Genomic DNA, 13076 nt, shown 5'->3' with positions numbered 1-13076 from the left:
AATACTTAAATTGTTGGGAGGATATTAAAAGTGGCTAAACAAATCGTTTTTAATGAAGAAGCCCGCCACGCGCTGGAACGCGGTGTAAATTCTTTGGCTGAAGCAGTTCGTGTAACATTAGGACCTAAAGGCCGTAATGTCGTACTCGATAAAAAATTTGGTTCTCCGCTCATCACAAATGACGGTGTTACTATTGCTCGTGACATTGAGCTTGAAGATCCCTTTGAAAATATGGGAGCTCAACTTGTCAAAGAAGTTGCGACTAAAACAAATGATGTTGCCGGTGATGGTACAACAACAGCTACTGTATTAGCTCAGGCGATTATTCGTGAAGGCTTAAAGAACGTAGCTGCCGGCGCTAATCCTATGGGTATCAAACGCGGAATCGAACAAGCTGTAACTGCAGTTGTTGAAGACATTAAAGGAAATGCTAAGCCCATTGAAAGCAAAGAGGCTATTGCTCAAGTTGCTTCCATCTCCGCAGGTGACCAAACCATTGGCAGCTTAATTGCTGAGGCTATGGAAAAGGTAGGAAAAGACGGCGTCATTACCGTTGAAGAAGCTAAAGGAATGACAACCGAACTTGAAGTGGTCGAAGGAATGCAATTTGACCGCGGTTACATTTCTGCTTATATGATTACGGATACAGATAAGATGGAAGCAGTCCTAAATGATCCTTACATTTTAATCACGGATAAGAAGATTGGTGCTATTGCTGACATTCTTCCTGTTCTTGAAAAAGTAGTTCAAGCAGGACGCCAACTCTTAATTATTGCTGAAGATATTGAAGGGGAAGCTATGGCGACCCTGGTTGTCAATAAACTCCGCGGAACCTTCACTGCTGTCGGAGTTAAAGCTCCTGGCTTCGGAGACCGCCGTAAAGCAATGCTCGAAGATATTGCAGTTCTTACAGGGGGTACAGTTGTTACTGAAGATCTCGGTCTCAAACTGGAAAATACCACAATTGATATGCTCGGTCGTGCACGCCAAGTCCGCGTAACCAAAGAAGAAACCACGATTGTGGAAGGTTCAGGAAGCACAGAAGATATTCAAAAACGGGTTGAAGCGATCAAAAAGCAAATCGAAGAAACAACTTCTGATTTTGACCGTGAAAAACTCCAAGAACGTTTGGCTAAACTTGCCGGCGGCGTAGCTGTTATCCAAGTTGGTGCTGCAACCGAGACAGAAATGAAAGAGAAAAAACTTCGGATTGAAGACGCTCTTGCTGCAACTCGTGCCGCTGTTGAAGAAGGTATCGTTGCAGGCGGCGGTACTACCTTAATCGATGCAATTCAAGCTCTTGAGCAATTAAATAAATTAACAGGAGACGAAAAAACGGGTATCGCAATTATTCGCCGTGCCTTAGAAGAACCTCTTCGTCAAATCGCAAACAATGCAGGTCAAGAAGGATCTGTTGTTGTTGAAAAAGTACAGACAACAGGCCGTGGAGTAGGTTTCAACGCTGTTACTGGACAGTATGAGGACATGATTGCTGCCGGTATTGTTGATCCTGCTAAAGTTACACGTTCCGCTCTTCAAAATGCAGCTTCTATTGCAGCGATGCTTTTGACAACGGAATGCTTAGTCGCTGATCTTCCTTCTAAAGATAACGGTGCTGCTGCCGCTGCTGCTATGGGTGGCATGGGCGGAATGGGCGGCATGATGTAATTAAACTTCTATGACTCGCCTATCCAACGGGTTTCAAGTTTAAATATCATCATATGACCACATTTTTACAACATTGAGAATATTATTTAGAGGTTTCTCATGAGTTCTCTGAACTTATGGGAGACCTCTTATTTATTTAGTTTAGCTGAAAAGAGTATAAATAGGTAAAAGTCTCATAATCTATCACTGAGATAAGATTAACATTTTGGAATATTGGATCATTGCTAACAACAATATCGATAATTGCCGGCATTTTGTGGATTGTATTGTAGGAGAACGAAAAATGAATCAAGCAATTTATGGACAATTACCGATTATAGGAAATATGATCCCAAAAGATTATGTGGTAACAAAGGGATTTGGTGATACGAACCTAGGTTCAGGTAATAAAAATCCATGGCAAACGGGTTCTTTTGATATGGCTCTTGTAATGGCTGGAATAGAGAATTTTAATATTGTGAAATATACCTCAATTTTACCTCCTGAAGCGACGGAAATCCCTATTGAGCGGGCCAGAAGCCTTTATCGCCCGGTGCCGTAATGGGTACAATCCTAGCCCAAGTAAATGGGGTTAAGGGAGAATACATCTGCGCAGGGATAGGAAAAATAGAGGTTAAAAGGAATTATGACGGCCTCCATATAGCGGGCTATGCAGCCGAGTATATGGGTAATGGCAATGAGCAAGAGGCCAAAAGAAGTTTACACGAATCACTAATCAACATTGTCCTTAGACGTTATAATCCCAAGGACTTCTCGGTGTTTGGTGAGAAATTTTGTATACAAGACAATACGGTAAAGAATAAGTATGGAACTGTTATTGCTGCAATAGGGTTTTTAACCAATATTTATCCGATGCTTGATTGGATATGATTTAAGGAAGAATCGACCGAGAGGCGATCGCATCAATAACGGAATTTTACCTCTTGTAATTTGTACTACCAATTGATAGAAAGAAAATGGGAACGGTTATATAAAATATTTAACTAAATTTAGGAACATAGTGGGAAGCCCGGAGAATGCCTTCGGGTTTCCTACTATGTTCTTAACAATTATTTTATCAAGATGTGTAAGAATCTCTGGAAATGGAAGTGAGTTGATGCCAATAAGTGAAAATCAAATAGCATTCTGTAAAATTACGCAGGAATTAAGTAGAAGACGATTCAGGAAAATTCATGTATCATTATAATATAGAACTTAGTTTGATAATAATGAACGAAGTGATGGAGGTGAAACATAAAGTAAGTTAACTGGTTTTAAGGGGAATCTACGAAAACTAAAAGAAAAGAGGCGTGTGGCATGAGCAGTAAGATTCAAGAAGTAAACCCAATTAATAATGAAAAACCTACAAAATCAAGAATATTTCTTGCAGGTATTTTATTTTTAACACTACTGGTTGCTTATTTGGACCGTGTCAATCTTTCGGTTATCGTTGCCGACAAGTCATTTTTAACGCAAATGGGGATAACGGGAAAGCCAGTACTCATCGGGTTGTTAAGCTCGGTTTTCTTATTTGCTTATGGCATATCCAATGTAATTTTGGGACCTTTTGGTGATTTTATTGGACCTAAAAAAGCGATGCTAATTGCTATTTCGTTTTGGATTCTTGCTATGACAATGGGGGGACTTGTTTCGACCTTCTCCTTAATGATTGCGGCCAGAATACTTCTGGGTGCCGGCGAAGGGCTACATTGGCCAATGCAAAGTCTTTATGTAAAGAATTGGTTCCCTATTCGTGAAAGAGGTAAAGCGAACTCTGCATGGCTGCTTGGATTGTTCGTTGGACCTGCAATAGCAATGCCAATCTTTGTGCAGCTTACAACGAATTGGGGATGGCGAAGTACTTTTACAACACTTGCTCTGGTAGGACTTATTCCTTTATTATTAATTGCGGTTTTGACCAAGGATCGCCCCTCAGTAAGTAAATTAACCAATCAGCAAGAAATTGATTATATTAAAAACGGTTCAGACTTGAGTACGTCTTCAAGCGCTGAAGCAGAAACGGAAGGAACACTCAAGAACTTATTTTTAAAAGATTATCGTTTTTGGTTTTTGACAATTGCCTATCTTGGTTCCTCGAGTATTTGGTGGGGAACGATGGCTTGGCTGCCCTCGTATTTAAAAATAATTCGTAACTTTTCCTTCGCTCAACTTGGATCTTTAGCTTCACTACCTTATATTTTGGGTGCTATCACGGTTATAGTATGTGGGTATTGGTCAGATCGGACTGGAAAACGGACAGTTTTTGGCGCGGTTGGATTAACTCTGGCATCATTATTTATTTTGTTTGGGGCAAAGGCTCAAGATAATTATATCAGCGCTTATCTACTCTCCTGCGGTATCGGCAGTATTGGAATTGGAATTCATTCCTTCTGGTCAGCTTTACAAAACATCACTCCTCCTAGACAACTGGGTGCAGCATCGGGAATATTAAATGGAGTTGCTCAATTCGGCTCGGCTTTCATCCCTACCGTTATTGGATTTTTCATCCAACTTAGCGGCGGCTCGTATAATGGAGGGCTATTCTTCTTAGTTGGACTGGGATTGATGGGGGCAGCATTAATGGCTGTTTTGGCAGTAAAGAAAATATAAAGAAGAGGAATAAGGCAACCTCCTTTCAACATAAAGTATGGTAAGAACTCCGCCAGGGGGGCCGCACATGAAGAAAAGAGGGCTACTATTAATCATCCTGATCAGTACCGTATTAATTGGGGGAATTATGGGACGTTTTCTTTGGAAACCCCAGCCCGCAGAGTTATTGACAAACGGCTTAGAAAAACTGAACCAAGCGACCTCTTTTCGTTACAGCATTACCCAACATCAATGGGTTGAAGGAAAGGATCGCGTAATGACTCAGATTCTAGGAGAAAAGGACGGTGGGAATACTCATATCTCTGGGCAGCTTGTGGGCACGGATGTTGAGATGGTTGTAGCCGGGGGAGGTTTTTACCTAAAAGACCCACTCGGGAAGAAGTGGGTTAAATATCCAAGTGTCCCAGCTACTCAGGAAGTCTTCCTGGCGGAGCTCAATCCAATTTCTTCTCTACAGTTCAAAGAGCTTGGCGAGGTGATGCTTAAAGGACAAGAAAAACTAAACGGACAAAAAGTTTGGGTTATACAACTTCAACCGAGTGTTCAAAATCAAATGATGGAGGATTTTTGGACAGATTTTAATTATACAGTTTACCTAAGTACAAAAGATAAGACGATTCGAAGAGCAACAATTCAAGCGAAGAGTAAAGCGAAAAATGAACCGATGTCAATGACCCTCGACTTTTCGGATTTCGGTCAGAAAATCTCAGTACAACCACCTAACTTATAGAACGTAAGGTCCAGGAAGAGAAATAATTTAAACATGACACGTGAGAGTAAGGTGATCTGTATAAGATTTACCTTACTCTATTTTTGTGCATTCTCTTGAAATCTACGATGTGATTTAAATAGATAAAGTTAAGCAAATATGGTAGTATGATTAAAAAATTAAGAAGGGAGCAAATAAATATGGAAGAATCGAATGGAATAAAGGATAACGCAAACAATGGCGGAAGATTAGCAGTATTATGGACTAGTTCTGATAGGGAAGTAGCTCTTAAGATGGTTTTTATGTATACATGCAATTCAAAATTAAAAGGATGGTGGGATGATGTAACTTTAATCGTATGGGGACCGTCTTCCAAGCTTCTCAGTGTGGACATAGAACTTCAGAACGAATTAAAGAAAGCACAGGAGGCTGGCGTTAAAGTTCAGGCTTGCAGAGCATGTGCAGATATGTATGAAGTCACGGAAAAGTTGGAAGCCCTTGATATAGAAGTAATTTATATGGGCGAGCCTCTTTCCAACTATCTTAAAAATGGATGGAAAGTCATCACGTTATAAAAGGCTATTTCTCTGAAAATCTGTGTTTCAATTGAGTCGCCTTTAATTTAACAATGGCGAATTATTGTTTTAAAATCCGTACTTTATACCAAGAATGTCCTGGGAATGTTCGAAAAAGAGTTTGACTTCTCTTTAGCACCTCTGCTATAATTTTTTAATGAGTTTTAGTTGGAGGTGCCAGTAGTGGAAGAGCAAATCAGCAGAATTTTATTTAGCCGCGAAGAACTCCTGAAACGGATCGATGAATTAGGCGCAGAGATTACACGCGATTATAAGGGCAAGAACCTCTTAATACTCGCTATTCTTAAAGGTGCCGTTCCTTTTATGGCGGATTTAATCCAACACATTAAAATGCCGTTAGCCTATGATTTCATGGCCGTTTCCAGTTATGGAGCATCAACCCACTCTTCAGGGGTTGTTCGGATCATGAAAGATTTGGAGCGGAGCGTTGACGGTGTTGATATTTTAATTGTCGAAGATATTATTGATACAGGTTTGACTTTAAAATATCTTAAAGAGAATTTATCAGCACGCAATCCTAAGAGCGTAAAAGTGGTCACTTTATTGGATAAGCCTGATCGGCGTAAAGTTGAGGTTAAACCGGATTATAACGGCTTTACGATTCCAGATGAATTTGTTGTCGGTTATGGCTTAGATTTTAATGAACAATTTCGTAACCTCCCTTACATTGGCATTTTAAAGCCGGAAGTTTATGAAAATGCGAACGAATAGCTTTCTGAGAAAAGGTGGTGGGTGGTTTCGTGTCACAAGAATTAGTTCTGGTCTTAGATTTTGGCGGACAATATAATCAATTGATTGCTCGAAGAGTACGGGAAGCCCATGTTTATTCCGAAATGGTTTCGTACAAAACCTCAATTGAAGAAATTCGTAAACGCAACCCCAAAGGGATTATTTTTTCAGGCGGTCCTGCCAGTGTTAATCAAGAGGGTGCACCACAGGTTGATTCCGCAATTTATGAATTAGGGATTCCGATTCTGGGGATTTGCTACGGCATGCAATTGATGACCATTCAACTGGGGGGGAAAGTCGAACATCCTCAGGTTCGGGAATACGGCAAAGCCATGCTTCAAGTGGATGAGGCTAAAGGCATTTGGGAAGGGCTTGACGGAGAACGTCAATGCTGGATGAGTCACGGTGATTCTGTTGTAGCGTTACCTGAAGGCTTTAAGGTTGCAGCGCATACGGATCATACACCAGTCGCTGGAATGCTTAATGAGGAACGAAACTTTTATGCGGTACAGTTTCACCCGGAAGTAAAGCATACTCCTGAAGGACAGAAGATGCTTGAGCGCTTCTTATATGATATTTGCGGGTGTAAAGGTGAATGGACTATGGAGTCCTTTATTGAGAATCAAATTAAACTGATTCGCGATAAGGTAGGAGATCATCGTGTCCTTTGTGCTTTAAGCGGCGGTGTTGATTCTTCAGTGGCCGCTGTTCTTGTTAATAAAGCTGTAGGAGATCAATTAACATGTGTTTATGTCGATCACGGTTTCATGCGCAAAAATGAATCAGCCGAAGTCAAGAAGATCTTTACAGAACAATTCCAGCTTAACCTTGTTTTTGTTGACGCAAGTGAACGATTTATGAGCAAGGTCGAAGGGGTATCTGATCCAGAGACAAAACGCAAAGGGATTGGCAATGAGTTTATTCGCCTTTTCGAAGACGAAGCTCGTAAACTCGGTAAAGTGGACTTCCTTGTTCAAGGAACGCTTTATCCGGATATCGTGGAAAGCGGAACTGAGACTGCGGAAACGATTAAATCCCATCATAACGTTGGGGGACTTCCTGAAGATATGCGGTTCGAGCTGATCGAACCTTTACGGATGCTCTTTAAGGATGAGGTACGCGAAGTCGGTAGGGAATTAGGGATTCCTGATGAAATCGTCAGTCGGCAGCCGTTCCCGGGTCCGGGACTTGCCATTCGTATTTTGGGCGAAATCACTCGGGAGAAGCTGGACATTCTGCGCGAAGCGGATGCCATTGTTCTCGATGAAATTCGTAAGGCTGGACTCTATAAGGAGCTATGGCAATCCTTTGCAGTTCTGCCATCGACCATCAAGAGTGTGGGTGTCATGGGCGATGGACGCACCTACGCTTATCCGATCATTGTCCGTGCCGTGACCAGTGAAGATGCGATGACCGCAGACTGGGCAAGATTGCCTTACGATCTGATGGAGAAGATATCCAACCGGATTGTCAACGAGGTTACTGGTGTCAACCGTGTTATCTATGACATCACCTCCAAACCACCCGGCACGATTGAATGGGAATAAGATGAAAGCCTTGAATTAAGCAGGCTGTAAGGTTTTTAGCTGATTAGAATATGAATAGGTGGTTTAGATGTTCAGCGTATTTTGGACAATCTAAACCACTTATTTTTTTGCAAACTTTGCTATTTCAAAACAAGTAGTTGTATTTTTATTATTGCGGCGAAATAGTATTAATTGTCATATTGTATGGAGGATATTAGTGGTAAATAAAGAATTATAACATAATACTGTAAAATAATTACTTATAAGATTTTTTAATGTTATTATTAACTGCATATTTATTAAATGAGAGTAAAGAGGAGTTGGAGTGTATTGCTTAAAATATTTTCAGAGTTTTGGTATTTATGGTTATTTATTATAGTTGCATCTATTTATCAACTCTATAAACCCAAAATTAAAGGTATCATAGGAGAAAAAACAATTTCAGCTATTCTAACAAGGTTAGGCCCTAATAAGTACAAGGTGATCAATGATCTAATGCTGAATATCGATGGTCGAACTTCACAGATCGACCATGTTGTAGTATCAAATTACGGTATTTTTGTCATCGAGACAAAGAACTACAAAGGATGGATTCTAGGGGAAGAGTACAGCGAAAAATGGACGCAAGTTATTTATAAGCGAAAAGAGAAGTTCTTTAATCCGATTAGGCAAAATTATGGTCATATTCAAGCCTTAAAGGAAAATCTAAACGAGTATCCAGATGTAAATTTCATTCCTATTATCGTCTTTTCAGTTGGCGCTGATTTGAAAGTCAATACACAAACTAAGGTTATTTACTCAGTAAACTTACTAAAAACAATTAGAGAATATGCAGTTGAAACTCTTAGAAATGAACAAAAAGAAGCAATATATGCAAAGCTGCAAAATCTTAATATTAGTGAAAAAGAAGTCAGAACTCAGCATGTTGATGGAATACATAAAAAGAAAGCTGAAGCAGCGCAACAAATCAATTCAAACATTTGTCCTAAATGTGGTGGGGAGTTGATTCTGAGAAAGGGCAAATATGGAGACTTCAAGGGGTGTAGTAATTATCCGAAGTGTCGCTTTTCAGTAAACATGTAAGAAAGGGTATATCTACTTTGGTCATGATGATATGAGGCGATTGTTTCAAAAAATCAGATCAAATTATTCATTTGTGGGAGAGGCGGTACTCTTTATTTGGCGTTTTTTATAGGGCTCAGAAGGATATTTATCCCAGTAAGACAAAGACATATAAAGTTAAAATCTGCGAACTTAGTTCGGGAATACCTCCAATCCGGTGGTATTCCCGAACATTATACGGAGATCTACTCATTTTCTCTGAATTATGCATTCTTTGCTAATTCTATCCGTGGTAAATTTTTAATGAGTTAGAAATTCTATGGAAATCAAAGATAATCAAAGTAAATCCCAAGATATTATAGGGAAGATATAACGTGTAGTTGGTAGGGTATAAAGCATTGGATGGTGATTTAAATGAATCTAAAGCTAATTGGCATTTCGGTATTACTACTTTTAATAATTTTTTTAATGTATAACACTGTAGGAACGGGTATAACTCTACTTATATTTGCAATTATCTTTTTGATACAGGCCATCTTGTTTAGTCTTAAAACAGAATATTATGATAAGTTTCTAAGTTTTATGAATCCAGGATTATACAGTGTGTACAGTGAAAAAGGTAGTAACTTCATTAGGAAAAAAAGAAGATTAAATATAATAAGCTATTACATCCTTTCTGCCGTCACAGGATTCAATGCATTTATGCAAATAGGGTTAATGACTAAGATAGGTACAAGACCATTATTTAATTTGAGAAAATTTTTACCCATTATCCTAATAACTCTAGGCATGATTTTTATAATAAATTATATTTCTATTTTGATAATGAAGAAGTCCAAGACTGCTAATGAGGATTTAGTGTGGAATATTATCCTTGGAATTATCCTTGCAATTATCATAATTGGCTTTGTAAGTTATGATTTCTTTCATTAATATTTTAAGACTTGCTGTTAGTCCTGTTTTGGAATAATAACGTTTCACAATGTTCTTATGTTGCGACGTATAAGTAGGAAACGGCAAAGTAACAATTATTTATATTTTATGAAGGGGATAAAAGTGGATATAAAAGATATTACTCAAAATATGGGGTATTGCGGTTTGGTTTGCACATTATGCCATGAGGCAGATAAATGTGCTGGATGTAAATCTGAAAATAATTGTTGTGGGAGACATTTAAGTGATAAGGGTTGTTTTCAATTTGATTGTTGTGTTAAAAAGGGGATAAATGGATGTTGGGAATGTGAAGATGGCCCATGTGATCAAGATATGTTCAGTGAAGATCACGATATTAGAAATCGAACTTTTGTAAAAGTGGCAAAAAATGAGGGTATAGAAAAACTTGCAGAATATGTTCTGAAAAATCAAAAGAATGGTATCTTGTATGGGTGGAACAAAGATTATGATAATTTAGAAGATGAAAAAGCTGTTATTAATTTATTACATAATGGATTAAACAGTAAGTATGCTAAGGTGTCAAGAGAAGTTAAGAGGAGTTAATTTAATTCGCAACATTTATATTTTGCGATGGAATAGTAAGAAATTGCGTAATTCAAATAATGTGAAGGAAGGAGTGTTCACAATGGATGTTAAAACAATTATTCAGATGGGTACGGTTTCCGAAGAGGCTACATATGTTAAGAATAGTATTGTTAAATACAATATGCAGATAGCTCCTACTGCAGCAGAGCCTTATTCAGAGTCAATAAACATCATACTAAAAGATAAGGAAGGTCACATCATAGGCGGTTTGCTGGGTAAAATGTACAGGTTTTGTCTTTTTGTTGAAATACTTTGGGTAGATGAAAATTATAGAGGACTTGGATTGGGAAAAAGTCTTTTGGTTCAGGGCGAAGATATAGCTAGGGAAAAAGGATGTAAATTAGTTCACCTTGATACCTTTAATTTCCAAGCGCCAAATTTTTACCTTAGAAACGGTTATGAATTATTTGGAAAGCTGGAGGGTTATCCTGAGGGATTTATTCGCTACTTCTTAAAGAAAGTAATATAATCTGAAACACCATACTATGCTCATTAAACAGTAGCACCCAGCAAACGCAGGTGCTATTGTTATAACGCATATTATCAGACCAAGGACTTAAATAAAGGTAAATTACTTTTGCTACGTCAATAACCTATATTGCATATTTGTAAGAAAATATGTAACAGAGGGCTTATCTATATAATCAGATTCATTTCGGAGGCTATAATATGGATTTTTCTGACATGAATTTATTGCCGTTTGTGATTTTTATTTTATCACTGTGGCTATTGGTTCTAATTACTTTTATTCTCTCTTTTTCGAAGCGGAATTATGTTTCAACAGTAAGCTATGTGATTTTTGTACTAATCAGTATTTACTGGGGCTATATAACCGCAGGGGGAATAAGAAAACTTGGGTCTTACATTACGTATTATAGTATGCTTACCCCTGAAGGGATTTTTAAAGAAGTGATACCATTTACATTTTGTATACTTTCCTTTGTTTCTGGGGTTTTGTGGTTTTTTCATAAAAGGAAGATTGCGAGATGGTTGGGGTTAATCAGTTTTATTGCAGTTATTCTTGTATATATAAGAAACTAAACATTAAGATATCAATATCTTAAGTTTTTAAATGATACGGAGGCTCAAGGGGCCGCCGTCCTTGGCGGCTTTTGAATCTCGGGGCGCACGGCATCGGATAACTTATTAGAAGATTTATGATGTTCCTAGTCGGATTTTAACGAATCGATTCGGAAGGACATGAAGAAGAAACCGTCGAGCAAACTCTGACGCACTGAGTGTCATGACTTTAACCGGAATGAAGAACTTCTTGCGGGAACGGACAAATCGCAGACCTTCGTTCGAAAGCCCTCCCCCCAGGAACAATACAATGAACACGAGGATGGAAAGATAAATTTTGACCCCAGGTATGGAGAACAGAAGTTACCCCAGTGGTCGCCCCAAGAAATTTGGGATCTTTAGCCAGTTCGACCAGGGTATTTCCTACCGCTTGAAGAAGTAAAGCATAGAGAAGTTTCTGATTCTGAAAGATTACACTTTAGAACTAGGGGTGATTGATCTGAAGGTCTTATCACTGACCAATGAGTTTGAAGAAGAGCGTTTTGGGGGCGCGGGTACAGCGGCAACCGGAATTGTATACATGCTTGATCGTTTGGGTATGGAACAAACAGTCGTTGTGCCACGCAGTGATTGGAATAAACCTGGAAGGTTAGCGCGGGGACAACACATTAATGTCTTGGGATTACCACGTAATATTTATTATTTTGGACATTTGGAGATGGTCTGGGCGGATGCTTTGCGCCATAAATTTCCTGAACTTTTGCAGAAATGGGATGTTATTCATCTTCAGGCTATTAACTTTGCGCCTTTGGCCTATCTTCTCTCAGAGGGGAGAATTCCAATTCTCTATTCAGTATACTCTTTTTTGCGTGAGGAGTTAGGAGACCCAAAAGTGCCAGGGCTGCAAGAACAATTTAAGATTCAGGAAGAACTTTTGAAGCACTGTCACCGTATTCATTTGATCAGTCAGAGTGAAGTACATTACCTTGCAGAACATTTTCCCCAATATCTTTCTAAAGCAGAAAAATTAGCGCTAGGTATATCTTTACCCACGGAACGTTGGCATCAAGTAAATACGAACAATAGGTTTCTTTATGTGGGCAGACTTTTGGAGTATAAAGGGCTGGAAGATTTGCTTAAGGCCATAAGCAGAGTCTTTCAAAGTGGGCGAGAAATCAGTTTAGATATTGTTGGCAAGGGGCCCAGCCAGTATGAAAAGTACTTAAAACAACTGGTTAGTTCGCTGGAACTTGAAGATTCTATTCAGTTCCACGGCTGGCAGCCGAGTTCAGAGGTAAGGCAGCGAATGGCTCATGCGGCGGCTCTCATCGTGCCAAGTTGGCGAGAAGCTTTTGGCTTTGTGGCATTGGAAGGAATGGCAATTGGAATACCTTTAATCTCTTCAAGGGCGGGAGGGCTTGCAGAAATAGTTTCTCCATCATGTGCGCTAACCTTTGAGGCAGGGAATATCAATCAGCTGTCAGAGGCGTTGATAACAGCAATAGATAACCCTTCCCTCTTAAAACTATTCTCCGAGAGGGCTCGAGAAAGAGCTTTGCCATACGAGTGGGATCAGCTTGCTCCGCAATATTTGAATTTGTTGGAGAATATGACCTTCTAGAATTTTAACCTCTTGTC

At 39.1% G+C, this 13076-nt stretch carries 12 protein-coding genes and 2 pseudogenes; 13 read left to right on the top strand and 1 reads right to left on the bottom strand.

The window, feature by feature from the left end; translation table 11 throughout:
- Positions 1-30: 30 nt before the first annotated feature.
- From groL to ACHOLT_RS18300, 12 genes and pseudogenes are all read left to right on the top strand, one after another.
- Positions 31-1668 (top strand): chaperonin GroEL, encoded by a 1638-nt coding sequence (gene groL, locus ACHOLT_RS18355; protein WP_425803613.1) that lies wholly within the window; start codon positions 31-33, stop codon positions 1666-1668.
- A gap of 283 nt (positions 1669-1951) precedes the next feature.
- Positions 1952-2538 (top strand): annotated as a pseudogene (locus ACHOLT_RS18350) (pyruvoyl-dependent arginine decarboxylase).
- 426 nt (positions 2539-2964) lie between these two features.
- The gene (locus ACHOLT_RS18345) at positions 2965-4257 is read left to right on the top strand and encodes an MFS transporter (RefSeq protein WP_425803611.1); all 1293 of its coding nucleotides are present in this window, start codon (positions 2965-2967) and stop codon (positions 4255-4257) included.
- 67 nt (positions 4258-4324) lie between these two features.
- The gene (locus ACHOLT_RS18340) at positions 4325-4987 is read left to right on the top strand and encodes a hypothetical protein (protein ID WP_425803609.1); all 663 of its coding nucleotides are present in this window, start codon (positions 4325-4327) and stop codon (positions 4985-4987) included.
- A gap of 179 nt (positions 4988-5166) precedes the next feature.
- Positions 5167-5541 carry a DsrE family protein gene (locus tag ACHOLT_RS18335; RefSeq protein WP_425803607.1) on the top strand — a complete coding sequence of 125 codons (375 nt, stop codon included), beginning with the start codon at positions 5167-5169 and terminating at the stop codon, positions 5539-5541.
- 183 nt (positions 5542-5724) lie between these two features.
- Entirely contained in the window at positions 5725-6273 is a 549-nt protein-coding gene (hpt, locus tag ACHOLT_RS18330) for a hypoxanthine phosphoribosyltransferase (RefSeq protein ID WP_425803605.1), read from the top strand.
- A 29-nt stretch (positions 6274-6302) separates the two neighbouring features.
- A complete protein-coding gene (gene guaA, locus ACHOLT_RS18325; protein WP_425803603.1) occupies positions 6303-7838 on the top strand; it encodes a glutamine-hydrolyzing GMP synthase in 1536 nt (511 codons plus the stop codon).
- A gap of 309 nt (positions 7839-8147) precedes the next feature.
- Positions 8148-8900 (top strand): NERD domain-containing protein, encoded by a 753-nt coding sequence (locus tag ACHOLT_RS18320; RefSeq protein WP_425803601.1) that lies wholly within the window; start codon positions 8148-8150, stop codon positions 8898-8900.
- Positions 8901-9461: 561 nt separating this feature from the next.
- Positions 9462-9812, top strand: coding sequence for a hypothetical protein (locus tag ACHOLT_RS18315; RefSeq protein ID WP_425803599.1), 351 nt, complete (start codon positions 9462-9464; stop codon positions 9810-9812).
- Positions 9813-9935: 123 nt separating this feature from the next.
- Positions 9936-10376, top strand: coding sequence for a DUF3795 domain-containing protein (locus tag ACHOLT_RS18310; protein WP_425803597.1), 441 nt, complete (start codon positions 9936-9938; stop codon positions 10374-10376).
- 82 nt (positions 10377-10458) lie between these two features.
- Positions 10459-10887 carry a GNAT family N-acetyltransferase gene (locus ACHOLT_RS18305; protein ID WP_425803595.1) on the top strand — a complete coding sequence of 143 codons (429 nt, stop codon included), beginning with the start codon at positions 10459-10461 and terminating at the stop codon, positions 10885-10887.
- Positions 10888-11087: 200 nt separating this feature from the next.
- Positions 11088-11459, top strand: coding sequence for a hypothetical protein (locus tag ACHOLT_RS18300; RefSeq protein ID WP_425803593.1), 372 nt, complete (start codon positions 11088-11090; stop codon positions 11457-11459).
- 156 nt (positions 11460-11615) lie between these two features.
- On the opposite strand, the pseudogene ACHOLT_RS18295 reads toward ACHOLT_RS18300, so the two are convergent.
- Positions 11616-11916: pseudogene (locus ACHOLT_RS18295) on the bottom strand (transposase); the annotation flags it as partial.
- A 12-nt stretch (positions 11917-11928) separates the two neighbouring features.
- Between ACHOLT_RS18295 and ACHOLT_RS18290 the strand changes: the two are divergent.
- Positions 11929-13059 carry a glycosyltransferase family 4 protein gene (locus ACHOLT_RS18290; protein ID WP_425803592.1) on the top strand — a complete coding sequence of 377 codons (1131 nt, stop codon included), beginning with the start codon at positions 11929-11931 and terminating at the stop codon, positions 13057-13059.
- The last annotated feature ends 17 nt before the right edge of the window (positions 13060-13076 follow it).

The sequence above is a fragment of the Desulfitobacterium nosdiversum genome, from assembly GCF_049860565.1.
Lineage (GTDB): Bacteria > Bacillota > Desulfitobacteriia > Desulfitobacteriales > Desulfitobacteriaceae > Desulfitobacterium_A > Desulfitobacterium_A nosdiversum.
The sequence above is the reverse complement of the archived record's forward strand: the minus strand, read 5'-3'. Positions and strand labels throughout refer to the sequence as shown.

Coding starts and splice junctions, on each gene's coding strand:
- ACHOLT_RS18345 (WP_425803611.1), top strand. CDS start 2,965: ATGAGCAGTAAGATTCAAGAAGTAAACCCAATTAATAATGAAAAACCT.
- ACHOLT_RS18305 (WP_425803595.1), top strand. CDS start 10,459: ATGGATGTTAAAACAATTATTCAGATGGGTACGGTTTCCGAAGAGGCT.
- ACHOLT_RS18315 (WP_425803599.1), top strand. CDS start 9,462: ATGAATCCAGGATTATACAGTGTGTACAGTGAAAAAGGTAGTAACTTC.
- ACHOLT_RS18300 (WP_425803593.1), top strand. CDS start 11,088: ATGGATTTTTCTGACATGAATTTATTGCCGTTTGTGATTTTTATTTTA.
- ACHOLT_RS18340 (WP_425803609.1), top strand. CDS start 4,325: ATGAAGAAAAGAGGGCTACTATTAATCATCCTGATCAGTACCGTATTA.
- ACHOLT_RS18335 (WP_425803607.1), top strand. CDS start 5,167: ATGGAAGAATCGAATGGAATAAAGGATAACGCAAACAATGGCGGAAGA.